We start from the raw sequence: 25327 nt of genomic DNA, 5'->3' as shown, positions 1-25327 counted from the left end.
CCGGCGAGCAGGGGCGGTCAGCACTGAGGGCGTTTGCCGTGGTTGGCCGCGTGGCCGCGGCGGGACTTCTTCTTCCGGCGTCGCTTCGAGGACACGGAAACCTCCTGGGCGGGGCGGGAGAGGTGTACGAGAACAACTGCAAACACCGTATATCCGGACCTGGTGAACCTCCACCGCAGCCAACACCCGCGCGCCGGCGTCGGGGAGCACGACCGGGGACCCCCGTTGATACGATGCGAAAAATGCCCGTCTCATCAAGATTCCTCCCCTGAATCCGAGGAGCCGGAATGACCGGTGACCCGCAGCCGATCAGTGCCGCTGCCCGCAGTGCGCTGGAGCAAGAGCTGGCCGACCTGCGCGACGAGCGCCGGCTCGTCGCAGGAACCCTGCGGGACCGGACGGACGTGGGCGACCAGGCGGACCAGGCCGAGCAGTTGCAGCGCGCCACTCAGCTGGACCGCCTGGACCGCCGTATCGAGGCCATCACCGATCGGCTGCGCCAGGCGGACGTGGCCGGGCCCGCCCCCACCGACGTGGTCGGGGTGGGCAGCACGGTCACCGTCCGCTTCCCGGACGGCTCGGTGGAGACGGTCCAGATCGGCGAGCTCGCCGAGGCCATGGACCAGACCCTGGTCACCTCCGGCAGCCCGCTCGGCCGTGCCCTGCTCGGACACCGCCCCGGCGACTCGGTCAGCTTCGACACACCGGACGGCCCGTCGAGCGCGGTCGTGGTGGCGATCGGGGAGCAGAGCCAGGACGGATGACGGCCAGGGGTCACCCCTCCCCGGCGGAACCGTCGCTTCTGCGCACCGTGCAGTGCAGTGAGTCGTGTTCGATGTCGGCGACGATGGTGTCGCCGGGCTCGGCCTCCCCGCTGAGCAGCAGCGTGGCGATCCGGTTGTCGAGCTCCGCCTGGATGGTGCGGCGCAGCGGACGGGCGCCGAACTCCGGCTGGTGGCCGTGGGCGATGAGCAGCTTCTTGGCCGCCTCGGTCACCTCCAGGTGCATCCCCTGGGCGTGGACACGGCGTTTGCTCTGGTCGAGCAGATGGTCCACGATCTTCCCGAGGTCCTCCTCGGTCAGGCCGTGGAAGATGATGATGTCGTCGATCCGGTTGAGGAACTCCGGCAGGAACCTGGTCCGCAGATCCTCCATCAGCACGTCCTTCAGTTCCGACACATCACCCTTGTGGTCCAGGATGCGGTGTGCGCCGATGTTCGACGTCATGATGATCACGCAGTGCCGGAAGTCGACGGTGCGCCCCTGCGCGTCGGTCAGCCGGCCGTCGTCCAGGATCTGCAGCAGGGTGTTGAACACATCCGGATGCGCCTTCTCCACCTCGTCGAACAGCACGACGCTGTACGGCTGGCGGCGTACCTTCTCCGTGAGCTGGCCGGCTTCCTCATAGCCGACGTATCCGGGAGGCGCGCCGACGAGGCGGGCGACGGTGTGCTTCTCCTGGAACTCGCTCATGTCGAAACGGATCATGCGGTCCTCCTCGCCGAACAGCAGCTCGGCGAGGGTCTTGGCGAGTTCGGTCTTGCCGACGCCGGTCGGGCCGAGGAAGAGGAAGGAGCCCACCGGCCGGTCCGGGTCACCCATGCCGGCCCGGTTGCGCCGCACCGCCTGCGACACCGCGGTGACGGCCTCGTCCTGGCCGACGATCCGGGCGTGCATCTCCTCCTCGAGCCTGAGCAGCTTCTCCTTCTCGCTCGCGGTGAGCTGGGAGACCGGGATCTTGGTGCGGCGCGAGACGACGTCGGCGATGTCCGCGGCCGTCACCGACACCACGCCCTCGCGGCGCTCCTCGATGCCCGCGAGTTCGCCCTCCACCTCGGCGATCTGCCGCTTCAGCTCCGACGCCTTCTCGAAGTCCTCGACGGATACGGCCTGTTCGAGTTCGCGGCGGAGTTTGGCGATCCGGTCCTCGCGGCTGACCACCTCCGTGGACCGGCCCGCGCTGCGCAGCCGCACCCGCGCCCCGGCCTGGTCCAGCACGTCGATGGCCTTGTCGGGCAGGAACCGGTCGGTGACGTAGCGGTCGGACAGCTCCGCCGCCGCTGTCAACGCGGCGTCGTCGAACCGGACTTGATGGTGTGCCTCGTAGGAGTCCCGCAGGCCCTCGAGGATCTGCACCGTCTCCTCCACCGTCGGCTCCGGCACCATCACCGGCTGGAACCTCCGCTCCAGCGCCGCGTCCTTCTCCACGTACTTGCGGTACTCGTCGATCGTGGTGGCGCCGACGACGTGGAGTTCACCGCGGGCGAGGGCGGGCTTGAGCATGTTGCCCGCGTCCATCGACCCCTCCCCCGTCGCCCCGGCGCCGACCACGGTGTGCAACTCGTCGATGAACAGGATGATCCGGCCCTGGGCCGCCTGGACGTCCTCGATGACCTTCTTCAGCCGCTCCTCGAACTGCCCCCGGTACTGCGCTCCCGCGACCATCCCGGACAGGTCCAGCGCCACGACCCTCTTGTCCTTGAGGGTGTCGGGCACCTCCCCGGCCACGATCCGCTGCGCCAGGCCCTCCACGATCGCCGTCTTGCCGACGCCCGGCTCGCCGATCAGCACCGGGTTGTTCTTCGAGCGCCGGGAGAGGATCTCGACGGTCTGCTCGATCTCCTCGCTCCTGCCCACCACCGGGTCCAGCTTTCCCGCCCTGGCCTCCTCGGTCAGGTCCCGGCCGTACTCGTCCAGCGTCGTCGCCGGCGCCTTCTTCCGTTCGGCGGTGGTGCCGTTGCCGCGGGCGGCCTGGTCGGTCAGGTCCGACAGCTTCCGGGTGTCGCGGCCCTCGGCGCGCAGCAGCTTGGCGGCGCCCGTGTCGCTGTCGCCGATGAGGGCGCCGAGGATGTGCTCCGGGCCGATGTACGACACACCGGCTGCCTGCGACCGGGCGAACGCGGCCTGAAGGGTGCGCTTGGCGGCGGGCGTGAGGCCCGGTTGCGCGGAGGGCTCGCCGGACTCCCGGGGAAGGATCCCGGCGATCTCGTCGGCGAGCCGGTCGGGGTCGACGCCCACCTGCGCGAGCAGCCGCCGGGACGGCTCGACCTTGGCGGACGCCCACAGCAGGTGTTCCGTGTCCAGGTCGGCGGTGCCGTCCTCGACGGCCCGCCGCGCGGCCAGATTCAGCAGTTCCTGCGAGGACTCCGTCAGCAGCCGGCCGATGGGCACCCGCTGCACCGCCGGAGGGGACGACGCCGGTGACATCCCGAAGAACCGGTTGAACAACTCGCTGAAGGGATCCGACGAACCGAACGGTGCACCGAACGACATCGACATGACAGCTCCTGGGCGCGAGGGGGGGCCGGTGATCCGCGGGGATCGGTGTTCCGGGGTCCGTAATCACTGAACCCCGGCGTGCACGGCGCCGCAAACGCAGGACACGAGTCGCCGTCGCGGTGTCGTCGTGCTACGGCGGAACGCGGGCGGGCGGTCGGGCCTGCGGACGGGGCGGGACTGCGGGCCGGATTGGCGTTGCGGGAGGCCGTCGGGTAGACCCGTCCCGTGCTCTTTCGTCAGCTGGAATACCTCGTCGCACTCTCCCGGGAGCGCCACTTCGCCCGTGCCGCCCAGGCCTGCTACGTCTCCCAGCCCGCCCTGTCGGAGGCGCTGCGCAAGCTGGAGGAGGAACTCGACGTGCCGCTGGTACGCCGCGGCCGCAAGTTCGAGGGCCTCACCCCCGAGGGTGAGCGCATCGTCGTGTGGGCGCAGCGGATCCTCGCCGACCGCGACGCCCTCAAGGACGAGGTGGACGTCCTGCGCAGCGGCCTGAGCGGCAGGATGCGGATCGGTACGGTGCCGACGGCGTCCGGTGCCGTGGCGGAGCTGACCGGCCCGTTCTGCGCGGCGCATCCGCTGGTCACGGTGGAGGTCTCGGCGGACATGCAGTCCGTGGACATCCTGCGGCAGCTGCAGAACTTCGAGCTCGACGCCGGGGTCACCTATCTGCGCGAGGACGTGGCGGAGGGCTTCCATACGGTGCCGCTGTACCAGGAGCGGTACGTGCTGCTGCTGACGGCCGCCGACGGGCCGGCCCGGCGTACGACCGCGACCTGGGCGGAGGCGTCACGGCTGCCGCTGTGCATGCTGACCCCGGCGATGCAGGGCCGCCGGGTGCTGGACGAGTTCTTCGCGCAGGCCGGGACCCGGCCCTCGCCGCGGCTGGAGACGGACTCCGTCGCGGCGCTGTTCGCCCATGTGCGCACAGGGCGGTGGGCGGCCGTCGTACCGCATGCCTGGCTGCATGTGTTCGGTGTCCCGCACGGGATGCGCACGGTGCCGCTGGTCGAGCCCGAGGCGTCGGTCCCCGTGGGTCTGGTGATCGCCGCCCGGGAGCCGGGGTCGGTGATGGCCAGGGCGCTGACGGACATCGCCCGCACCACGGACGTGGCCTCCGCCCTGGAACGCGTGCCCGGCGATCCGGGACGCTAGGGGCACCGACGGCGCACCGTCACCCGGCCATGTCCTGGTTCTCTCCGCCCTCCGTGCGTCCTGGTGTCTCAGCCGGCTCGGCCGGCGGCCCGGGCGGGCTCCAGACGGATCAGCACGCCCTTGGAGGTGGGGGTGTTGCTGATGTCCGCGACGCTGTCCAGCGGTACCAGGACGTTGGTCTCGGGGTAGTAGGCGGCCGCCGAGCCCCGGCTGGCCGGGTAGGCGACGACGCGGAAGTCCTCCGCCCGGCGTTCCCGCCCGTCGTGCCAGACGGTCACCAGGTCCACCCGGTCGCGGTCGGCGAACCCGAGTGCGGCCAGGTCACCGGGGTTGACGAGCACGACCCGGCGGGCGTTGTGGATGCCGCGGTAGCGGTCGTCCATCGCGTACGGGACGGTGTTCCACTGGTCGTGGGAGCGCAGTGTCTGCAGCAGCAGGTGGCCCGCGGGGATGTGCGGCATCGTGAACTCGTTGACGGTGAAGACGGCCTTGCCGCCGGGGGTGCGGAAGACCCGCCGGTTGACCGGGTTGGGCAGCCGGAAGCCGCCGGGCCTGGACACCCGGGCGTTGAAGTCCTCGAAGCCGGGTACGACGCGGGAGATGCGGTCGCGGACGGCGCCGTAGTCCGCCTCGAACTCCTCCCAGGGGATGTCCGGTGTCTCCCCGAGGGTCCGGCGGGCCAGCCGGCTGATGACGGCGACCTCGCTGAGCAGGTGCGGTGAGGCCGGCTCCAGGCGTCCCCGGGAGGCGTGCACCTCGCTCATGGAGTCCTCCACGGTGACGAACTGCTCGCCGGACGCCTGGATGTCACGGTCGCTGCGGCCGAGGGTGGGCAGGATGAGGGCGATGTCGCCGCAGACCGTGTGGGAGCGGTTGAGTTTGGTGGAGATGTGCGCGGTGAGCCGGCACCGCCGCATCGCCTCCTCGGTGACATGGCTGTCGGGGGTGGCCCGGACGAAGTTGCCGGCGACGCCGACGAACACCTTCGCCGTGCCGTCGCGCATGGCCCGGATGCCGTCGACCGAGTCCAGTCCGTGCCGCGCGGGCGGGGTGAAGCCGAACTCGCGGCCCAGGGCGTCGAGGAAGCTCTGGGGCATGCGCTCCCAGATGCCCATGGTGCGGTCGCCCTGGACGTTGCTGTGGCCGCGCACCGGGCACACCCCCGCGCCCGGCCTGCCGATGTTGCCGCGCAGCAGCAGGAAGTTGACGACTTCGCGGATGGTGGGGACGCCGTGCTTGTGCTGGGTGAGGCCCATCGCCCAGCACACGATGATCTTCCTGCTCTCCAACACCAGGTCGTGGACGCGCTCGATCTCCTCGCGGGTCAGCCCGGTCGCGGTGAGGATGCCCTCCCAGGAGACCTTCCGGGCGTGGTCGGCGAAGTCGGTGAAGCCGGTGGTGTGGGCGGCGACGAAGGCGTGGTCGAGCACGGTGCCCGGGCGCTCGTCCTCGGCCTCCAGCAGCAGCCGGTTGAGGGCCTGGAAGAGGGCGAGGTCGCCGCCGGGGCGGATCTGCAGGAACTGGTCGGCTATCGCGGTGCCGCGGCCGAGCACTCCGCGTGCCTTCTGCGGGTGCTTGAAGCGGATGAGTCCGGCCTCCGGCAGCGGGTTGACGGCGATGACCCTGCCGCCGTTGCGCTTGGTCTCCTCCAGCGCGGTGAGCATCCGCGGATGGTTGGTGCCCGGGTTCTGCCCGACGACGAAGACGAGGTCGGCGGTGTGGATGTCGTCGAGCGAGACGCTGCCCTTGCCGATGCCGAGCGTCTCCATCAGCGCGGAACCGCTGGACTCATGGCACATGTTGGAGCAGTCCGGCAGGTTGTTGGTGCCGTAGGCGCGGGCGAAGAGCTGCAGCAGGAACGCGGCCTCGTTGTTCAGCCGGCCGGAGGTGTAGAAGAGGGCCTCGTCCGGGGAGCCGAGGCCGCGGAGTTCTCCGGCGAGCACGTCGAACGCCTCGTCCCAGCCGACGGGTTCGTAGTGGTCGGCGCCGGACCGCTTGATCATGGGCTCGGTCAGCCGGCCCTGCTGGTTGAGCCAGTAGTCCGACCTCGCGCCGAGCTCGGCGATGGAGTACCGGCGGAAGAACTCCGCGGTGACCCGTCGGGAGGTGGCTTCGTCGCTGATGTGCTTGGCGCCGTTCTCGCAGTACTCGTTGCGGTGCCGCTTGCCCGGTGCCGGTTCGGGCCAGGCGCATCCCGGGCAGTCGAACCCGTCGGCCTGGTTGATGTTCAGCAGGGTCAGCGCGGTCCGCCGCACGGTCGTCTGCCCCAGCGAGTACTCCAGCGCGTGCGTCACCGCCGGGACGCCGGTCGCCCAGCGCTTGGGCGGGGTGACGGTCAGATCGTCGTCGGGGTCCTCGATACCGCTCATGTTCCGGTGCGCCTCTTTCTCCGGTGACCACTGCGGGGCAGCATCCGTCCCCGTCCCAGGGCACGTCAAAGCGGCTTTTTCGATGAGGTGATAGGCGCCGGTTATCAGACGGGGGCCGCGCGTCGGGGAGGCGCCGGCCGGCATCCGTCACACGGGCGTGTGTCCCTGCAGATACGCGTGGACGACCGCCGGGAGTGCCACGCCGGTGGTCTCGGGTATCGGCGCCCAGCGCACCCGCTCGGGTGCGAGGCTCGCTCCGTCCGACGGGGTCTCGCTCAGCAGCTGGCACACCACCGCCGGCACCCCGTCCTCCGGAGCCAGCGCCTCGGTGCCGTCGACGAGGTACCCGGTGAGTTCGTAGACGACGCGTGCCGCGGTGGCCGCGGGCGACTCGGCGGGCTCGGGCGTGCCGGACGGCAGGGTCCAGCCGCCGCCGTCCTCCACGAGCAGCAGCCGTCCGTCGTACAGCACGACCGCCTGCACCGCGCCCGCCGCCTGTTCCAGCGTCATGACCGACCAGCCCCTCCCCCGGCGCACTCGGCCGGGTGCCCCTCCCCTACCCACGGCCGGCCGGTCCTGCACCGGAGCCGTGCCGGTTCTCCGCCCGCGCCGGTCAGTACAGCACCGGCAGGTCCGCGGGCCGTACCCGCACCGTGACCGGCAGGGTGGCGTCGACCTCGCCGTCGGCGCCGTAGGGGACGGGCCTGTCCGCCTCGATGCGCAGTTCCCTGCCGCGCAGCACGCGCACCTCGGGACGGTGCACATGGCTGCCGGTCTTCAGTTCGTTCATGAGGGCGAAGAACAGCCTGCGCGGTGCCTCGCGGATCATCACCACGTCCAGCAGTCCGTCGTCGACCCGCGCGTCGGGCGCGATGAGCCGGCCGGAGCCGTAGTAGGGGGAGTTGGCGGCGACCACCGTGTAGCCGCGGTGGGTGTGCTCCTCGCCGTCGACGGTGACGCGGTAGTCGGCCGCCCGCCAGGTGGTGACGGCGCGCAGGCCGCCCGCGTAGTAGGAGGCGGAGCCGCGCAGCAGCCGGGCGTGGTTGGCGTACCGGTTGGCCACGGCGTCCACGCCGGCGTAGACGCTGCCCAGGACCACGGTGTGCGGATGCCCGGCCGACTCCACCTCGATGGTGTCGACCGGCCGCGGCTCGGCGTGCAGCAGGATGCCGGCGAGTGCGGCGGGGTCGGCGGGCAGGTTCAGGGCGCGGGCGAAGTCGTTGCCGCGTCCGGCGGGCACCAGGCCGAGGACGGTTCCGGTGCCGCTGAGCGCGCCGCCGATGCCGCCGGCGATGCCGTCGCCGCCGACGGCCAGCACGATCCGGCCGCGCTCTCCGGCGCGGCGGGCGATGTCCTGGGCGTGCGCGAGGCTGTGGCTGTACTCCGTCTCCAGCTCGGCCCCGGCCTCGCGCAGCAGCCGGGCCAGGTGCAGCAGGGTCGCCGCCCCGGTGGAGCCGCCCGCGGTGGGGTTGACGACGGCGGTGAACTGGCGCATCGGTGTGCCTCCGAAGCAGGCGGATCGGGTGGGTCGGCCGGGGCCTGGTGGGCCGGGGTACGGCGGTGGTGCCGGGCGTACGGCGCGGGGTCAGTCGGTGGGGAGCAGGACGCCGGGGTTGAGCATGCCCTCGGGGTCCAGGCGGCGTTTGACGGCGCGCAGTGCCGAGATGCCGAGCGGTCCGGCCTCGCGGACGTACCAGTCGCGGTGGTCGGTGCCGACTCCGTGGTGGTGGGAGATGGTGCCGCCGGCGGCGAGCACGGCCTCGTTGGCCGCGTGCTTGGCGGGCGTCCAGTGGGCCACCGGGTCCTCGCCCTGGGCGCTGACGACCGTGAAGTACAGCGAGGCGCCGTTCTCGTAGACGTGGGAGATGTGACACATCACCAGGGGCGGGGTGCCGGCCTGGGTGAGGGTGTCGGTGAGTGCCGTGCGCACGGCCCGGTACAGCTCGGGGATGCGGGACCAGAAGGCGGCGGTCTCCAGGGTCTCCGCGAAGGCGCCGACGTCGAGCAGGGCGTCGCGCAGGTACGGCGCCGAGTAGCGGCCGTGGGCCCAGCGTTCGCCGGGTTCGGCGCCGAGGAGGGTGCCGCCGCAGGCGGTGAGGACGGCCGCCGCCTGTGCGCGGCGCTGTGCGGTGTCCTCGGGGGTGCCCTCGTAGCCGGTGATGGCCAGGCAGCCGGCGCCGCTCTGGGAGAGGTCGCCGCCGATGGCGTCGGGCTGGGTCAGGCCGATCAGGGTCTCGGTCTCGTCGGACAGGCGCAGCACGGTCGGCCGGGGACCGTCCTGGGCGAGCCTGCGCAGCGCGGCGGCGCCCTCCTCGAAGGAGGCGAACCGCCAGCCTTCGTAGATCCGTGTCCGCGGCAGCGGGCGGATCCGTACGGTGACCGAGGTGATGACGCCGAAGGCGCCCTCGGAGCCCAGGATGAGCTGGCGCAGGTCGGGGCCCGCGGCGGAACGCGGGGCACGGCCGGTCTCCAGGGTGCCCTCGGGGGTGGCGAGGGTCAGGCCGAGGACCATCTCGTCGAAGCGGCCGTATCCGGCGGACGCCTGGCCGCTGGAGCGGGCGGCGGCGAAGCCGCCGATGGTGGCCCACTCGAAGGACTGCGGGAAGTGACCGAGGGTGAAGCCGTGTCCGGCGAGGAGCGCTTCGGCCTCGGGGGCGCGCAGACCGGGCTGGAGCACGGCGGTGCGCGAGACGGGGTCCAGGTCGAGCAGGGCGTTCATACGACGCAGGTCCAGGGCGATGAACGCGCTGCGCTCGGGGGCGAGTCCGCCGACGACCGAGGTGCCGCCGCCGAAGGGGACGACGGCGAGGCCGTGCGCGGCGCAGGCGCGCAGGACGGCGAGGACCTCGTCGTGGGAGCCGGGCAGGACCACGGCCTGCGGCACGTCGGAGAAGTCCCCGCCGCGGACGCGCAGCAGGTCCGGGGTGGACTTGCCGCGGGTGTGGCGGACGCGGCTCTCGGTGTCGGTGCGGACGTGGTCCTCGCCGCCCACGGCTTCGGCGAGCGCCGCGAGCGCGTCGGGGCCGGCCGTGGGGGCGGGCAGGTCGATGTCCTCGAGGCGCAGGGCGGGGGTGCTGCGTGGCTTGACGCCGAGCAGGTCGCGCAGCAGTCCGGTCACCGCCTCGGGCAGGGGCGCCGCCTTGGCCGGGTCGCCCCAGCCGTTCCACAGCATGTCCATTGAACGGTCGTCCTCACAGGTCGGTGTGCTCGGTGGTGCTCGGTTCGCGCGGGCCGGCGGCCGGGTTCGGGGCGACGGCGGCCGCTCCGCCCGACCCCGGGGCGTTACACTGTGACACATGACGCCTATTCGTCACAACGGTTCGGACAACGATCACGTGCTCGACGCGGTGCGCGACTGTGTGCTGGCCGTCGGGGTCCGCCGCACCACCCTCGCCGACGTGGCCCGCCGCGCCGGAGTCTCACGGATGACCCTGTACCGGCGCTGGCCGGATCTGCGGACCCTGGTCGGCGACCTGATGACCCGCGAGTGGATCGAGGTGGCCACCCGGGCGATCCCCGAGCCCACGGCCGGCACGGACACCCGCACCCGGATCGTGGACGGACTGGTGGCGGGCGTCGAGGCCTTCCGGGCGCACCCGCTGTTCCGCAAGATCGTCGACGTCGATCCCGAGCTGCTGCTGCCCTATGTGCTCGACCGGCGGGGAGCCAGCCAGGAGGCGTTGCTGGCGCTGCTGGCCGACGGGCTGCGCGACGGCCACGCGGACGGCTCCGTGCGCCCCGGGCATGTCGAACGGCAGGCGCGTGCACTGCTGTTGACCGTGCAGTCCTTCACCCTGTCCCTGCGCACGATGGCCGACGAGGACGATCCGGAGCTGGACTCCGCCGCCTTCCTCGGCGAGTTGCGGACCCTTCTGGAGAGGACCCTCACGCCATGAGCCACACCAGGGCCGCCACCGGCTCGTCCCTCGGCGCGCACCGCCGCCGCCGTGAACTCGCCGAGGCCGCCGGCGGCAGGGTGGCCGACGTCCTGGTCGTCGGGCTCGGCGCCACCGGGGCCGGGGTCGCGCTGGACGCGGCCGCCCGCGGTCTCGACGTCGTCGCGGTGGACGCCCACGACCTCGCCTTCGGCACCTCCCGCTGGAGCTCGAAACTCATCCACGGCGGGCTGCGCTATCTGGCCTCCGGGCAGTTCGACGTCGCGCACGAGAGCGCGGTGGAGCGCGGGGTGCTGATGACCCGGACCGCCCCGCACCTGGTCGCCGCGCAGCCCTTCGTCCTGCCGCTCACCCCGCTCGTGTCCAGGGCCCAGGCGTCGCTGGCGTGGGCCGGTTTCCGGGCCGGGGACATGCTGCGGCTGGCCGCCCGGACCCCGCGCCAGGTCCTGCCCGCGCCGCGCCGGCTGTCGGCGACGGAGGCCCGGCACCTCGCGCCCTCGGTGCGGACGGCCGGGCTGCGCGGCGGACTGCTGTCCTGGGACGGCAAGGTGACCGACGACGCCCGGCTGGTCACCGCCCTGGCCCGGACGGCCGCGGCGCACGGGGCGCGGGTGCTGACCCGGGTCAGGGTGCTGGAGCTGACCGGCGCCGGCGCCCGGATCCGGGACGAACTCACCGGCGAGGAGGGCGAGATCAGGGCCCGCGCGGTCATCAACGCCGCCGGGGTGTGGGCCGGCGACCTCGTCGAGGGCATCCGGATCCGGCCCTCCCGCGGCACCCACCTGGTCCTGCGCTCGGAACGGCTCGGCACCCTGCCGGCCGGCCTGCACATCCCCGTCCCCGGCGAGACCAACCGTTTCGTCCTGGTCCTGCCCCAGGGCGACGGCCGGGTGTACGTCGGCCTCACCGACGAGCCCGTCGAGGGCGGCATCCCGGACGTCCCGGACGTGCCCGAGAGCGACATCGGCTTCCTGCTCGACGTGCTCGGCTCGGTCCTGGACACACCGGTGGCCCGGGACGAGGTCGTCGGCGCCTTCGCCGGACTGCGCCCCCTGCTGGACACCTCCGGCCACGACGGCACCGGGGCGGCGCCCACCCGCACCTCCGACATCTCCCGCCGGCACGCGGTGCTGACGTCCCCCGACGGCATCACGACGATCGTCGGCGGCAAGCTCACCACCTACCGGCGGATGGCCCAGGACGCCGTGGACGCCGCGACCGCCGCCCGCGGTACGCCGGCTCCGCCCTCCCCCACCGCCGCACTGCCGCTGGTCGGCGCCGCGGCCCCCGTCCGGCTGCGCAGCCTGTCCGCGCCCCGGCGCCTGGTGCGCCGCTACGGCACCGAGGCCGAGGCCGTCCACGCGCTCGCCGCCGAGGACCCCGCCCTGGCGCGGCCCGTGCTGCCCGGCCACCCGGTGACCCGTGCCGAACTGCTGTGGGCCGTCCGCCACGAGGGCGCCCTGGACGAGTCGGACCTCCTGGACCGCCGCACCCGCATCGGCCTGGTCCCTGACGACCGCACCGAGGCGCTTCCCACGGCGCGGGAGGTACTGGCGAGGGAGACGGCCGTGCGGCCTTGACTCCGGGGCCGGTTGGCGGCGCGCCAGGGTGTCACAGCCAGGCGGAGGATGTCGCCGCAGGGCGTCACCGCTCCGGCGACGGCCGTGCGGCCTGAGGCCGGGGTGCTGCAGCCAGGCGGCGGAAGCGCCGCGGACGCCACTGCGAAGGCGACCGCGGTGCGCCCCTGAGTGCAGAGCGAGTGGGGGCGCCCCGGGGTGTCACAGCCAGGGCGGACCATGTCCCCGCGGGGCGCTACAGCTCAGACGATCGCCGCGCGGCCCTGAATCCGGGGCCCTTGGCGGCGCCCTGGAGTGTCACAGCCAGGCGGCCGAAGCGCCGCGGACGCACTTCGAAGGCGACCGCGGTACGCCCCTGACTTCGGGGCCGGTTGGGGACGCCCCGGGGTGTCACAGCCAAGGCGGACCATGTCCCCGCGGAGCGCCACTGCTCAGGCGACGGCCGTGCGCCACTGACTCTGGAGCACGTGGGGCGCGCGTCGGGGTGTCAGAGCAGGCGGCGGATGTCGCCGCGGACGCGGTAGAAGCCGCCCGCCGCAGGGTGCAGGGCGTCCACGACGTAGCGGGCGCCCGGCTGCCGTATCGCGCGTGGGAACTGGACGTTCCAGGAGGTGTCGTAGCCCTCGGACACCACATGCACCCGGAGCCGGCCGCCCTCCTGCACGCACTCGACCACCACGGCTCCGGCGGGAGGCCGGGCGACCGTGGCCACTGCCGCGGCGGCGGTGGCGGGGGCGTAGGTGGGCAGGGCGGCGGCGAGCTTGACGTCCCGCGCCACCGGCACGGTGCCCTGCTGGGCGGCGGTGACGGCCGTCTCGCTCGCGTCGACGCACACCAGCGAGCCGTCGGTGGTGACCAGGTACAGCCGCTCGTCGCGGTACTGCATGGACAGCGCCGAGCCGCCGCCCGTGCCGAGCTTCCACAGGCGCGTGCCGTCCTGGTCGAAGCAGTAGACGGACGAGGCGGCGTCGCCCGCGAACACGAACCTCCCGCCCGGGGACGTTGCACAGGAGTACACGGCGCTGTCGCAAGCGTACGTGGCTTCGATGGTTCCCGTCGTCTTCGACAGCCGCTGGACCACGCGGTGCCCGGTGCCCGCGTAGACGGCGTCCTCCTCCTGCCAGCCGAACAGCACGCTGCCCTTGGTGGCGGTGTGCCACAACTCGCCGCTCCCGTCCGGGGCGTAGGCGGTGACGCCCCGTTGGTGACCGTGGTAGACGGCGCGGTCGTCGGCGCGGACCATCCAGGCGTGCTCCCCCTGGCTGCGGCGGGCCCACTGGTGTTCGTCCTCGTGGTCGATGACGGTGAGCCGGCCCGCGCGGTCCGAGACGTGCAGGATGCCCTCGTGGATGTCCAGCCAGAAGATGTCGACGTCGGCGGCGATGTCGTACGCGGCGAACGGGAGCTTGGAGGACAGGTCGTAGACCTTGCCGTCGTCGCAGCCTGCGTAGATCCAGAAGTCGTCGGCGACCAGGCACTTCACTCCGTCCGGCAGACTGAACCGGGCGAGGACGGCGCCGTCGTGGCCGAGGGTGTAGACGTCGCCCGCCTGGTTGCCCACCCAGCAGTGCTCGTCGTCGACATGGATGCCGAAGGCGGCGGAGCCGGTGCGGAAGCGCCACAGCACGGGCGCCACGGCTCGCGCGGTGGAGGGAGCGGAACTGACCTGACGCCGGGTCACCGGGCGCGGGGCACGCTGGCCCTGCACGGCCGGGGCGTATCCCTTGCGGACCTTCTCGCCCACCTTCCTCGCGGCGGCCGCCCTGGCCTTCTCGGCGCTCGGAAAAGTGGTCGTCTGGGTCTGCCCCGCGGCGCCGATCCTGCCGTACCGCACCGTCACCACCGTGCCGTCGACGGTCACTTCGTAGAACTTGTGGGCGCCCCCGCCCTCCTGCGACAGTTCCAGGTACGTCGTCGACACCGCGGACGCCGTGGTCATGGCACACCCCTCCCCAGGACGGACCCGCGGCCGTTCCCGCAGGTCCTCACTGGTCAAACCGTAGGACCGGCCACTGACAACGGCCCTGACCAGCGGCTTCACAGAAACCGGAACAGGTGCGGGACCTCCTCGGCGTCCGGGGTGCGGTGTCGTGCCGCCGTTCACCGGCCGAGGAGTTCGGCGAACCTCCGCGCGTCGATGTTGCCCCCGGAGGCGATGATGCCGACGCGGGGCGGGAGAGGTTCGACACGGCCGGCCATGAGGGCGGCGAGGCCGGTCGCGCCGCTGGGCTCCAGGACGATCTTCATCCGTTCGAAGGCGAAGCGCATGGCGGTGACGATCTCCGCGTCGCTGACGAGGGCGACGGCGTCGACCAGGCACCGGTTGATCTCGAAGGTGATCTCGCCGGGCGTGGGCAGGGCCTGCCCGTCGGCGATGGTGCGGGGCACGGGCACGGTGACGCGGGCACCGCTCTCCAGGGAGCGCTTGGTGTCGTCCCCTTCCTCCGGTTCCACGCCGATGACCCGGATGCCGGGGTGCAGGGCCTTGGCCGCGGTGGCGCTGCCGGCGATCAGTCCGCCGCCTCCCACGGGGACGATCAGGGCGTCGAGCGGGCCGGTCTCGTCGAGGAGTTCGAGGGCCGCGGTGCCCTGCCCGGCGATGACGTGCGGGTGGTCGTAGGGCGGGATGAGGGCCAGGCCCCGGTCCTCGGCCAGTGCCGTACCGAGCGCGGTGCGGTCCTCGGTGTAGCGGTCGTAGGTCACGATCTCGGCGCCGTATCCGGCAGTCGCCTCCCGTTTGAGGCGGGGGGCGTCCTCGGGCATCAGGATGACGGCGCCGGTGCCGAGTTCGCGGGCGGCCAGGGCGGTTGCCTGGGCGTGGTTGCCGGAGGAGTAGGCGGCGATGCCCTTCGCGAGCCGGTCCGGGGGGAGTTGGGCCGCCGCGTTGTAGGCGCCGCGGAACTTGAAGGCGCCGACGCGCTGGAAGTTCTCGCACTTGACGAACACCTGGGCGCCGACGAGGGCGTTCAGGGTGCGTGAGGTGACGACCGGGGTGCGGTGCGCGACCCCTTCGAGGCGTGCGGCGGCCGCACGGACGTCGTCGAACGTTACGGGCAGAGCGGCGGCCATGACGGGCTCCTCGTCCCTTACTGCGGTCCGTGTGCCGGGCGTCGCGGACACGGCTCGGACACCTTGGACGGATTTTCCAATCCTGGACAGGAACTCTATGAACCGCGGGGCTGGTCTGTCCAGGAAAAGGACACGCCGGTCCGCCTGGGGAAAGCCCGTCCGTCCCGGGAAAGGACGGACGGGCACGGTTGAGCCGGGCGTACGGCCTGCTCAGTGGCCGCTGATTCCCCGGGCGGTGTACGGCTCCTCGAGTTCCGCGATCTCCTCCTCCGTGAGGTGGAGGTCGAGCGCGGCGATCGCGTCCTCGATGTGGTGGGGCTTGGTGGCGCCGACGATGGGGGCCGTCACGCCGGGGCGTGAGGCGACCCAGGCCAGGGCCACCCGGGCACGCGGGACGCCGCGGCGTGCGGCGATCGCGGCGACGGCGTCGACGATCCGCTTGTCGTCCGGCTGGTACAGGGTGCGGCCATAGGCGTCTGTCTCGCTGCGGGCACTGGTGGCGTCCCAGTCGCGGGTGAGCCGGCCCCGGGCGAGCGGGCTCCAGGGGAGCACGCCGACGCCCTGGTCGGCGCAGAGCGGCAGCATCTCCCGCTCCTCCTCGCGGTAGAGCAGGTTGTAGTGGTTCTGCATGGACACGAACTTCGTCCAGCCGTGCCGCTCGGCGGTGTGCTGCAGCTTGGCGAACTCCCAGGCGTACATCGAACTCGCCCCGATGTAGCGGGCCTTGCCGGCCCTGACGACGTCGTGCAGGGCCTCCATCGTCTCCTCGACCGGGGTGTGCGGGTCGAAGCGGTGGATCTGGTAGAGGTCGACGTAGTCGGTGCCGAGGCGGCGCAGGCTGTGGTCGATCTCGGTCATGATCGCCTTACGGGACAACCCCGACCGGTTGGGCCGGTCGCTGCGCGCCGCGCCGTCCGCGACCGCGAAGTAGACCTTGGTGGCGATCACGACGTCCTCGCGCCGGGCCATCTCGCCGAGTGCCTTGCCGACGATCTCCTCGCTGGTGCCGGCGGAGTAGCTGTTGGCGGTGTCGAAGAAGGTGATGCCCGCGTCCAGGGCCTGGCGGATCAGCGGGCGGGCGGCCTTCTCGTCCAGGGTCCACGGGTGCGGACCCCGGTCGGGAACGCCGTAGCTCATGCAGCCCAGGGCCAGCCGGGAGACCTCCAGGCCGCTCGTGCCGAGCTTGACGTAGTCCATGGTTCGGTTCCCCTCGTCTCGGTCAACGTGATCATGATCGTACGGTGCGTCACGGGCGGGCGTTGCCCGGTCACCGGTCCTTGGCCAGGGCGACGAGTTCGGCGAACAGGCCGCCGGCGCGCACGAGATCGTCGTAGCGGCCCTGTTCGACGACGCGGCCGCTCTGCAGGACGACGATCCGGTCCGCGAGGCGGGTGTTCTCCAGCTGGTGGGTGACCACGATCGTGATGCGCTGTGCGGCGATGCGTTTGATCTCCAGGAAGATGCGGTGCTCACCGCGCGGGTCCATCTGGGACGTCGGCTCGTCCAGGATGAGCAGGGGCGTACGGCGGTACAGCGCGCGTGCGCAGGCCAGCCGCTGCCACTGTCCGCCGGACAGTTCGGCGCCGCCGAAGATCTCCCGGGCGAGCAGGGTGTCGAGGCCGTGCGCGAGCCCCTCGACCGCCTCGCGCATGCCGACCGCGTCCACGGCTTCCCACACGGGACCGTCGTCATGGGTGCGCGGCTGGCCGAGCGTGATGTTCTCCCGGGCGCGCAGGGGCCAGCAGGCGAAGTTCTGCGGGACGAGTGCGGTGCGGCTCCACACGGAGTCGGGCCGGGCGTGCGCGAGGTCGACGCCGTCCCACAGGACGCGGCCCTTGTCCGGGAGGAGGATGCCGGTGATGAGCTTGGTCAGCGTGGACTTGCCGGAGCCGTTCTCCCCGACGATCGCGAGGATCTCGCCGCGCCGCAGCGTGAGGGAGACGCCGTCGACCGCTGGCTCGTCCTTGCCGGGGTAGTGGCGGACGACCTCCTCCAGCCGGATCTCCTCGACCTGCCCGGGGATCGTCGACTCACCCCGTTTCGGGGCGCGTTCGGCGGCCATGTCGAGGAAGGAGCGCATGTCGGCGAGGTAGAGGGAGGTGTGGAACATGGCGGCGCCGTACTGCACGAACTGGGACAGCGCGGCGAGTGTGGTCTGCACGGCGACCACCGCGGTCGCGGCGACGGGCAGCGCGACCCGCCCGGTGATGGCGAGCCAGGCGAGGGCGCTCCACGTGAGCAGCAGGAAGGCGCCGCCGAGCGCGGAGGTCGCGAGGACGATGCGGAGCATGCGGGGCGCCGCGGTCAGGGTGCGCCGGTCGATGCGCTCGGACAGCGCGCGGTACCAGTAGACGAGGTAGTCGGTCATGCCGTTCGCGCGCACCTCGTCGCCGTGCCGCGAGTAGGTGGCCCACCAGCGCATCATGCCGCGTACGTTGCGGTCGCCGACGTTGGCGTAGTGCGTCTCGTAGTCGACGCGGGCGGAGAGCACGGCGCCCAGGCCCGCGGGCAGGACGGCCAGCAGCAGCAGCGGGAGCATCAGCCAGTGCAGCGCGGTGATGACGCCTCCGGCGGCGACCATGCGGATGAGCGAGGCCAGGAACTGCTGCGCGTCCTTCACCATCGTCGTGGTGCGGGTGACGCCGACCTCGGCGGCCTCCTGCCGGTCGGTGAAGCCGTCCTCGTCGCATGCGGCGGCCTCCACCCGGCAGACGGCGGAGACCAGTGCGACGTCGGCCTCGGTCATCAGCCGCGGGGTGATCCGTCCGTCGGCGTAGGAGGCCACCGCCCTGGCGATCCGGCCGGCGCCCGCCGCGGCGGTGACGGCCGCGAGCGCGGGCAGGGCCGCGTGCAGCCGCTCGGACACGGGGCCCGCACCGAGGATGTGCGTCATGGCGCGTGCGGTGCAGCCCAGGACGACGGCGGCGGCGACGCCGGTGAGGAGCTGGCAGACGAGGAGCAGGAGGACGCCGGTCCGGTCGACGGACCACGCCATGCCCGCGGTGCTGCGCAGCACCGACGGCAGCCGCCCGCACATCCTGCGGAAACTGGCTTCTTCCAGTGGGTTCTTGCCGAACTTGCCCTCATAGCCGATCGTGGCCGGCGGCGGAGGGGGCGGTGGAACGTCTTCTGTCGCGGCGTCGGTCACGGTCACCTGCGTCCTCCTTCGGGTCGGCACCGCACCTGGGTGGTCCGGCGGTGCCCCACTCAACGAGGACGCGGGCGATTCGAACGCATGCGTTTTTGGACGAAGCCGGGCCGCGCGGTTCCGCCGCGTCGAACGCACGGCCGCCGTGGCGCAGCGCTTCCGTGCGGGACGGCGGTGGCCGAAACGCCGGTGGTCGTGACGGCTGTGGCCGGTGGGTTTCGCCTGCCGGGCGCCCTAGCCGGCCAGCTCCGGGTACAGGTCCGCCAGGTCTCCCGAGAGCCGCGCCTTCACGTCGCGGGTGAGGTCGTCCGCCAGTACCTCGTGCGCCCCGGCTTCCACCCCGTCCAGTGCCAGCGCGGCGACGTCCCGGGCGGCCGACTTGGGGGCGTCGATGTGGGAGACCATCTCGGTGTCGATGTAGCCGACGTGCAGTCCGGTGACGCCGATGCCGCGTGGCCGCAGTTCGAGGCGCAGGGTGTTGGTCTGCGACCACAGCGCGGCCTTGGTGGCGCTGTAGGAACCGGCGACACCGATCCAGGAGAGCACGGAGTGGACGTTGAGGAGGTGTCCGCCGCCGTTGCGCTCCAGGACGGGGGCGAAGGCGCGGGTGACCAGCAGCGGGCCGAAGAAGTTGACCTCGAACTCGCGCCGCACGTCGGCGAGGGGGGCTTCCAGGAACGCGTGCGCGCCGACGGAGACACCGGCGTTGTTGATCACGAGGGTGACGTCCTGGGCGTGCGCGGCCGCGGCCGCCACCGAGGCGGGGTCGGTGACCTCCAGAGCGAGCGGCTCGGCGTCGGGGTGGGTCACGGTGCGCGGGTCGCGGGCCGTGGCGTACACCTTCGCGGCGCCACGCGCGTACAACTCCTCCACCAGCGCCTTGCCGAGGCCGCGGCTGCCGCCGGTGACCAGTGCGACGGTGTTCTTGATCGAGGTCATGGGCATCTCCAGACAGGGGGAAACCGATCGGTTTCCAGCGACTCCCCCGTACCGTAAACCGATCGGTTTCACGATGCAAGCGCGAGGGAGAGCGGGCGAGGCGACGCGTCCGCACAAGCACGCGGGGAATACGGGCGCGGGATGCGGATGCGGGACGGTCCGCGGCAGGTGCTCGCCGACTGGCGCTCACCGACTGGTGCAGGGGGATCGGTCCTGGGCAGGCCGCCCGGAAAGTCCGGGCCCGGCCCTTCCGGGCGGGAAGGGCGGGGAACGACCCGAGCGCATGGATTCACCGTTCCCCGCCCCCGGCGCGTCGGCCCGCCTCGTCACGGACACGGAGGGACGACCCGGCGACCGGTCGGACGAAGCAATCGACTCACCGATCTTGTTCCGACCATCCGACGCGAACGGCCCGTAGTCCACCGGAGCCGGTCCGGCCGGGTGACGGAACGACGCCGGACGCGCCGGGACGAGCCGTTCGGGTGGCCCCCGCCGCACGGGTGAGGGTGTGCGGCACCGTGGTGACCGGCCCGCTCCGGTGCCGCAGCGCCCGCGCCCGCCCGGGCCTCGTCACCCTCGCCAGGTCCCGGAACTCGTGACGCACACCCGGTAGTTGATATGGGAAGCTTTGGCCAACCGTCTGCGGGACAGAGGCCGTGACGGTCGTGGAGAGGAGTTCAGCGTGACTCAGGACGGCGGCCCGGCCGTGCACATCGACACTAGCAAACCGCATCCCGCACGGATCTACGACTACCTCCTGGGCGGCAAGGACAACTACGAGGTGGACCAGGTGGCGGCCGACCAACTGGCCGCGGCGGCGCCCGAGGTGTGGATCTCCGTACGGGCCAACCGCGCGTTCCTCCAGCGTGCCGTCCGGTACGTGGTCGGCAGCGGTGTCCGTCAGATCCTGGACGTCGGTACCGGCCTGCCCACCTCCCCGAACGTGCACGAGGTCGCCCAGGAGCTGGCGCCGGACGTGCGCGTGGCGTACGTCGACAACGACCCGATCGTGAAGGCGCACGGCGACGCGCTGCTCAACCGGGCCGGCACGACCAGCATCGTGCTGGCGGACCTGCGCGAGCCGCAGTCCGTCGTCGACCACCCGGAGGTGCGCCGGGTCATCGATTTCGGCCGGCCGGTCGCCCTGTTCCTCGTCGCTGTTCTCCACTTCCTCCGCGACGCGGACGAGCCCGAGCGCGTCGTGGCCACCCTGCGCGACGCTCTTCCGGCCGGCAGCTTCCTGGTGCTCTCGCACGCCACGGGCGACTTCGCCGACCGCAGTGAGGCCGAGGCCGTCTACGACAACGCGTCGGCCAGCATGAACCTGCGCTCCCGCGACCAGGTCGCACGTTTCTTCGACGGCTTCGACCTGGTCGAGCCGGGACTGGTGCAGGTTCCGTTCTGGCGCCCGGACAGCACGCCCCCGGCGGGTTCCGAGGAGATCGGCTTCTACGGCGGAGTGGGCCGCAAGACGACCTGACGCGGTTCACCGGCGCAGGCCTCGGCACGCGGGTCTGCGCCGGCGCTCCGAGGGGCCGCGGGCCGCGCTTGGTGGGGGCCGCGGGCCGCGCTTGGTGGGGGTCGCGGGTTGGTGCGACGCTGGGGGGAGAGGGCTGCGACGAGGGGCAGCGTGGAGGGCCCATGGGACGTGACGTCCCGGCGCTCGTCTTCACCCGCGAGGACCGCCGCCGGTACCGGATCAAGATGCAGGCGTGCCTGGAGGCGCTGGCGCAGATGCTGCGCGAGTCACGGTTCGAGTCCGAACGACCGCAGGTCGGTCTGGAGATCGAGCTGAACCTGGTCGGCGACGACGCCGAGCCGGCGATGCGCAACGCCGAGGCGCTGAAGGCCATCTCCGACCCCACCTGGTCCACGGAACTGGGCCGGTTCAACCTGGAGATCAACGTGCCGCCCAGGCGGCTGACGGCGGGCGGCCCCGACGCGTGGGAGTCGGAGATCCGCGCCGCGCTCAACCACGCCGACGAGCGGGCCAGGTCGATCGGCACCCGGCTGATCATGATCGGTATCCTGCCCACCCTGCGCCAGGAGGACATCGGCGGGGAGTGCCTGTCGGAGAACCCGCGGTACCAGCTCCTCAACGACCAGATCTTCGCGGCGCGCGGCGAGGACCTGCGCATCGAGGTGGACGGCGTGGACCGGCTGCGCACCTACGCGGACACCATCACCCCGGAGGCCGCCTGCACCAGCACCCAGTTCCATCTCCAGGTGTCCCCGGAGGAGTTCGCGCCCTACTGGAACGCGGCGCAGGCGATCGCCGGCATCCAGGTGGCGCTGGCGGCCAACGCGCCGTTCCTGTTCGGCAAGGAGCTGTGGCACGAGACCCGTATCCCGCTGTTCGAACAGGCCACGGACACCCGCCCGGAGGAGATCAAGGTGCAGGGCGTACGGCCCCGGGTGTGGTTCGGCGAGCGGTGGATCACCAGTGTCTTCGACCTGTTCGAGGAGAACCTGCGGTATTTCCCCGCCCTGCTCCCGCTGTGCGACGAGCAGGACCCGAGGGAGACGCTGGACCGCGGCGACATCCCGGAACTCGGCGAACTGACGCTGCACAACGGCACGATCTACCGCTGGAACCGCCCGGTGTACGCGGTCTCGCACGACGTGCCGCACATCCGGGTGGAGAACCGGGTGCTGCCCGCCGGCCCGACCGTCGCCGACACCCTCGCCAACGGCGCGTTCTACTACGGCCTGACCCGCGCCCTGGTGGAGGAGGACCGGCCGGTGTGGTCGCGGATGTCGTTCGCGGCCGCCGAGGACAATCTGCACACCGCCGCCCGGCACGGCATCGACGCCCTGCTGTACTGGCCGGGGATGGGCGAGGTACCCGCGCCCGAACTGGTCCTGCGCAGGCTGCTGCCCCTCGCGCACCGGGGACTTGAGCACTCCGGCATGGACGACGCGTGGCGGGAGCCGCTGCTCGGCATCATCGAGCAGCGCTGTGTGGCGGCACGCAACGGCGCCCTGTGGCAGAAGGAGATGTTCCACCGCCTGGAGGCCACCACGCACGCCGGCCGCCACGAGTCCCTGCGGCAGATGACGCAGCTCTACATCGACTACATGCACCTCAACGCGCCGGTCCACACGTGGCCGGTGGACTGACCAGGCCCGGTGCCTACTCTGGCCGCCGTCCGCGAGCAGGAGGCCGGCGCGCACGGACACCGGCGCGTCAGCGCACCGGGCCGCACTCGTCGATCAGCACCGTCGGCCGGCCCAGGAAGACGGCCCGGTCGACCGGGCCGTAGGCGATGTTGAACGTGTCCAGCCAGTACGACCAGTCCGCCGTCCCGGACATGCCGCTGAAACGGTAGTTGAGCTGTCAGCGCACCCACTGGCCCGGCCGGAGCCACACCGCGGGCGGTCTGCGGCGCCGGGGCGGCAGCCCGGAGAGCGGCCCGGCGTGGGCGAACACCCGCAGACGGCCGTCCCGTTCCCGCAGGGTCACGCCGATGCCGCCCAGGTCCGCCCGCCTCTCCCGGGGGTTCGAAGCCGTACCGCTCGGCCGCCCACACGACGTGCGCCCCTTCCAACGGCACCTGCGGCAGCGGGAATCCGACCGGCACCGCGTTCCGCCGGGCGGCGGCGGGACCGCCGCGCGACCGCTTGGTCCACGAGGTGCGCACCCACTGCGCGGTGACGTCCACGGTCCCGTCCTTCACGGCTCGGTCCTCCCCCCCCGTCCTTGGCGGCTCGGTCCCCCCAGACCCGGCCGGCCGCTCAGCGCTCCGCGCCGGGACACGGCGGCGCGTCGGGAAGGTGGGCCTTCGCCCATGCGGCCAGTTCCCGCAGTGCCGGCTCCAGGGCCGCCCCCGCCTCGGTCAGCCGGTAGGACACGCGCAGCGGCGGGCCCTCGTCGACCTCGCGGAGCACGAGTCCGGCCGCGCCGAGCTCCGCGAGCCGGTCGGACAGCATGCGCTCGCTGATGCCGGGAACGGCCCGGCGCAGGTCGGCGAAGTGCGCGGGCTGCTCCACCAGGACGGCCACGATCGGCCCGCTCCAGCGCTTGCCGAGCAGCTGGAAGACACGGGTGATGCCGTCGTCCACCCGTTTGCACGCCGCGCTGTCGTGGGTCACGTCCGCCGTCATGCGATCAGGGTACTACCTCGACGTAGGGGGGTGAAAAAAAGTAAGTACCTGTGTTAGATATAGCCGAGTACAAAACCTCAGCACTCCTGGGAGTCCCCATGGCAACCCTGCTGCACATCGACTCGTCCGTGTTCCCCGCCGAGGCCTCGGCCTCGCGTGCCGTGACGGAGGCCTTCCGCACGCACTGGCAGGAGCAGCACCCCGCGGGCACGGTCGTCTACCGCGATCTCGCGGCGCAGCCCGTCCCGCACATCACGGCCGCCGCGCACACCGCCGGCTTCGCCGACCCCGCCGCGCACACGCCGGAGCAGGCCGCGGCCTTCGCCGAGCGCGTCACGCTGATAGAGGAGCTGGAGCGGGCCGACGCCGTGCTGATCGGCGCCCCGATGTACAACTTCTCGATCCCGTCGACCCTCAAGGCCTGGCTGGACAACGTGATCCTCATGGGCCGCACCGCGGGCGGCACCCAGTCCGCCAAGGGCACCCCGGTGACCGTCGTCGCCAGCCGGGGCGGGGCGTACGGACCGGGCACCCCGCGCGAGGGGTACGAGTACGTGCAGAACTACCTCAAGGCCGCGCTCGGCGACGCCCTCGGCCTGGACGTCGACTTCATCGTCCCGGAGCTGACCATGGCCCCGCAGAACCCGGCGATGGCCGAGCTGCTCCCGCTGTACGAGGCCTCCCGTGACCGCGCCTTCGAGGAGGCCGCCGAGAAGGCCAAGCAGGTCGCCGCGCGCCTCGCGGCCTGAGGCGGCCCGCACCCGTCCCGCCCCGGGCGCCGCCTCCGCGCGGCGCCCGGGGCGGCGGCACGTCTGCGGACGCCGGCCAGGCCGGCCGGCGGGCACCCGCGGCGGTGTGCCTCGGCACCGGCGTGTTACCGGCGAAACCCAGCCCCCATGACCCGTCCCCCGCTGCGGATGTAACGTACAACGACCCGCGCGTCACCCCGCGCGTCCGGACACCGTGAGGAGAGGCACCCGTTGGCCGCCAGCTACTTCGAGCGCATCGACCGGCACCGCTACAAGCCCACCGCGCACGCGAGCGGCGCGTGGGACACCGACGAGATGCACTTCAGCCCGCTCGGGGGACTCGTGGTCCACGCGATCGACCAGTACCGTGCCGAGCGCCCGCCGAGCGGACTGCTGCTGTCCAGGATCAGCTTCGACATCCTCGGGCGGATCGCCCTGGACGAGTGCGAGATCACCGTGGACTCGGTCCGGCCCGGCCGCACCATCGAGTTGCTCGAAGCGGTCGTACGCATCGCGGACCGGCCGGTGGTACGGGCCAGGGCCTGGCTGCTCACCGCGGTGGACACCGGCGCCGTGGCCGGCGGCGCCGGCGCGCGCCTCGCGCCGCCGGACGGGCTCGCCGGTCAGTCGCTGGGCGCCGTCTGGCCGGGCGGTCACTGCGCGTCCGTCGACGTGCGCCGGGTCACCCCCTCCCAGCCGGGCCGGGCCGCGGTCTGGATCTCCACGGACCTGGATCTAGTCGCCGGCGAACCGAGCAGCGCCCTCGCCTCCTACGTCGCCCTCGTCGACACGGCCAACGGCATCGCCGTACGCCGGTCGCCGACCGAGTGGATGTTCCCCAACGTCGACCTCACGATCCATCTCCACCGGCAGCCGGAGGGCCGCTGGGTGGGCCTGGACACCACGGTCGTCTTCGGCCCCACCGGGCAGGGTCTCACCAGTAGCGTGCTCCACGACGTCCACGGCCCGGTCGGCCAGGCCGAACAGCTCCTGACGGTGCGCCCGTTGCCGGGCCGGTGACCTTCGCCGCGCGTGGCCGAGGCCC

The 25327-nt window shown here is 72.4% G+C and carries 21 protein-coding genes; 8 read left to right on the top strand and 13 right to left on the bottom strand.

Annotation, left to right across the window (positions count from 1 at the left end):
* Positions 1 to 17: 17 nt before the first annotated feature.
* Complete coding sequence (locus ACGFZN_RS02285) at positions 18 to 95, bottom strand: 50S ribosomal protein bL37 (protein WP_373305753.1); 78 nt, start codon at positions 93 to 95, stop codon at positions 18 to 20.
* 192 nt (positions 96 to 287) lie between these two features.
* Here ACGFZN_RS02285 and ACGFZN_RS02280 point away from each other — a divergent pair, with 192 nt between their 5' ends.
* Positions 288 to 764 (top strand): GreA/GreB family elongation factor, encoded by a 477-nt coding sequence (locus ACGFZN_RS02280; RefSeq protein ID WP_393856553.1) that lies wholly within the window; start codon positions 288 to 290, stop codon positions 762 to 764.
* Positions 765 to 774: 10 nt separating this feature from the next.
* Here ACGFZN_RS02280 and ACGFZN_RS02275 read toward each other — a convergent pair whose 3' ends face one another.
* Entirely contained in the window at positions 775 to 3279 is a 2505-nt protein-coding gene (locus ACGFZN_RS02275) for an ATP-dependent Clp protease ATP-binding subunit (protein WP_393856552.1), read from the bottom strand.
* A 225-nt stretch (positions 3280 to 3504) separates the two neighbouring features.
* Here ACGFZN_RS02275 and ACGFZN_RS02270 point away from each other — a divergent pair, with 225 nt between their 5' ends.
* Positions 3505 to 4431: a LysR family transcriptional regulator gene (locus ACGFZN_RS02270; protein WP_393856551.1), complete on the top strand. Its 927-nt coding sequence runs from the start codon at positions 3505 to 3507 to the stop codon at positions 4429 to 4431.
* Positions 4432 to 4499: 68 nt separating this feature from the next.
* On the opposite strand, the gene ACGFZN_RS02265 is transcribed toward ACGFZN_RS02270, so the two are convergent.
* The 4 genes from ACGFZN_RS02265 to ACGFZN_RS02250 form a co-directional block, all read right to left on the bottom strand.
* Complete coding sequence (locus ACGFZN_RS02265) at positions 4500 to 6800, bottom strand: FdhF/YdeP family oxidoreductase (protein ID WP_393856550.1); 2301 nt, start codon at positions 6798 to 6800, stop codon at positions 4500 to 4502.
* 147 nt (positions 6801 to 6947) lie between these two features.
* A complete protein-coding gene (locus tag ACGFZN_RS02260) occupies positions 6948 to 7310 on the bottom strand; it encodes an NUDIX domain-containing protein (protein ID WP_393856549.1) in 363 nt (120 codons plus the stop codon).
* Between the two features lie 103 nt (positions 7311 to 7413).
* A complete protein-coding gene (locus ACGFZN_RS02255; RefSeq protein ID WP_393856548.1) occupies positions 7414 to 8295 on the bottom strand; it encodes a YegS/Rv2252/BmrU family lipid kinase in 882 nt (293 codons plus the stop codon).
* Between the two features lie 90 nt (positions 8296 to 8385).
* A complete protein-coding gene (locus tag ACGFZN_RS02250; RefSeq protein WP_393856547.1) occupies positions 8386 to 9978 on the bottom strand; it encodes an FAD-binding oxidoreductase in 1593 nt (530 codons plus the stop codon).
* Between the two features lie 118 nt (positions 9979 to 10096).
* Here ACGFZN_RS02250 and ACGFZN_RS02245 point away from each other — a divergent pair, with 118 nt between their 5' ends.
* Together ACGFZN_RS02245 and ACGFZN_RS02240 are read left to right on the top strand one after the other, a co-directional pair.
* Positions 10097 to 10696 (top strand): TetR/AcrR family transcriptional regulator, encoded by a 600-nt coding sequence (locus tag ACGFZN_RS02245; protein WP_393856546.1) that lies wholly within the window; start codon positions 10097 to 10099, stop codon positions 10694 to 10696.
* Positions 10693 to 12276 carry a glycerol-3-phosphate dehydrogenase/oxidase gene (locus ACGFZN_RS02240; protein ID WP_393856545.1) on the top strand — a complete coding sequence of 528 codons (1584 nt, stop codon included), beginning with the start codon at positions 10693 to 10695 and terminating at the stop codon, positions 12274 to 12276. Before ACGFZN_RS02245 ends, ACGFZN_RS02240 begins: the two co-directional genes overlap by 4 nt.
* A gap of 484 nt (positions 12277 to 12760) precedes the next feature.
* Here ACGFZN_RS02240 and ACGFZN_RS02235 read toward each other — a convergent pair whose 3' ends face one another.
* From ACGFZN_RS02235 to ACGFZN_RS02215, 5 genes are all read right to left on the bottom strand, one after another.
* A complete protein-coding gene (locus ACGFZN_RS02235) occupies positions 12761 to 14212 on the bottom strand; it encodes a WGR domain-containing protein (protein WP_393856544.1) in 1452 nt (483 codons plus the stop codon).
* 161 nt (positions 14213 to 14373) lie between these two features.
* Positions 14374 to 15342: a threo-3-hydroxy-L-aspartate ammonia-lyase gene (locus tag ACGFZN_RS02230; protein WP_393856543.1), complete on the bottom strand. Its 969-nt coding sequence runs from the start codon at positions 15340 to 15342 to the stop codon at positions 14374 to 14376.
* Positions 15343 to 15552: 210 nt separating this feature from the next.
* Positions 15553 to 16539: an aldo/keto reductase gene (locus tag ACGFZN_RS02225; protein WP_393856542.1), complete on the bottom strand. Its 987-nt coding sequence runs from the start codon at positions 16537 to 16539 to the stop codon at positions 15553 to 15555.
* Positions 16540 to 16609: 70 nt separating this feature from the next.
* Positions 16610 to 18490 (bottom strand): ATP-binding cassette domain-containing protein, encoded by a 1881-nt coding sequence (locus tag ACGFZN_RS02220; protein ID WP_393856671.1) that lies wholly within the window; start codon positions 18488 to 18490, stop codon positions 16610 to 16612.
* 234 nt (positions 18491 to 18724) lie between these two features.
* Complete coding sequence (locus ACGFZN_RS02215) at positions 18725 to 19429, bottom strand: SDR family oxidoreductase (RefSeq protein WP_393856541.1); 705 nt, start codon at positions 19427 to 19429, stop codon at positions 18725 to 18727.
* A gap of 682 nt (positions 19430 to 20111) precedes the next feature.
* Here ACGFZN_RS02215 and ACGFZN_RS02210 point away from each other — a divergent pair.
* The gene (locus ACGFZN_RS02210; RefSeq protein ID WP_393856540.1) at positions 20112 to 20909 is read left to right on the top strand and encodes an SAM-dependent methyltransferase; all 798 of its coding nucleotides are present in this window, start codon (positions 20112 to 20114) and stop codon (positions 20907 to 20909) included.
* Positions 20910 to 21070: 161 nt separating this feature from the next.
* Entirely contained in the window at positions 21071 to 22549 is a 1479-nt protein-coding gene (locus ACGFZN_RS02205; protein WP_393856539.1) for a glutamate--cysteine ligase, read from the top strand.
* A 67-nt stretch (positions 22550 to 22616) separates the two neighbouring features.
* Here ACGFZN_RS02205 and ACGFZN_RS02200 read toward each other — a convergent pair whose 3' ends face one another.
* The gene (locus tag ACGFZN_RS02200; RefSeq protein WP_393856538.1) at positions 22617 to 22742 is read right to left on the bottom strand and encodes a hypothetical protein; all 126 of its coding nucleotides are present in this window, start codon (positions 22740 to 22742) and stop codon (positions 22617 to 22619) included.
* 422 nt (positions 22743 to 23164) lie between these two features.
* Positions 23165 to 23533, bottom strand: a complete 369-nt coding sequence (locus ACGFZN_RS02195) for a winged helix-turn-helix transcriptional regulator (RefSeq protein WP_393856537.1) — start codon at positions 23531 to 23533, stop codon at positions 23165 to 23167.
* A 98-nt stretch (positions 23534 to 23631) separates the two neighbouring features.
* Here ACGFZN_RS02195 and ACGFZN_RS02190 point away from each other — a divergent pair, with 98 nt between their 5' ends.
* A complete protein-coding gene (locus ACGFZN_RS02190) occupies positions 23632 to 24282 on the top strand; it encodes an FMN-dependent NADH-azoreductase (RefSeq protein WP_393856536.1) in 651 nt (216 codons plus the stop codon).
* Positions 24283 to 24513: 231 nt separating this feature from the next.
* Positions 24514 to 25302: a thioesterase family protein gene (locus ACGFZN_RS02185; protein WP_393856535.1), complete on the top strand. Its 789-nt coding sequence runs from the start codon at positions 24514 to 24516 to the stop codon at positions 25300 to 25302.
* Positions 25303 to 25327: the final 25 nt, after the last annotated feature.

Origin of the sequence: Streptomyces sp. NPDC048192 (assembly GCF_043202415.1) — a bacterium.
In the GTDB taxonomy this organism is placed as follows: Bacteria; Actinomycetota; Actinomycetes; order Streptomycetales; family Streptomycetaceae; genus Streptomyces.
Note: the sequence above shows the minus strand (reverse complement) of the source record. Positions and strands in the feature narration are given on the sequence as shown.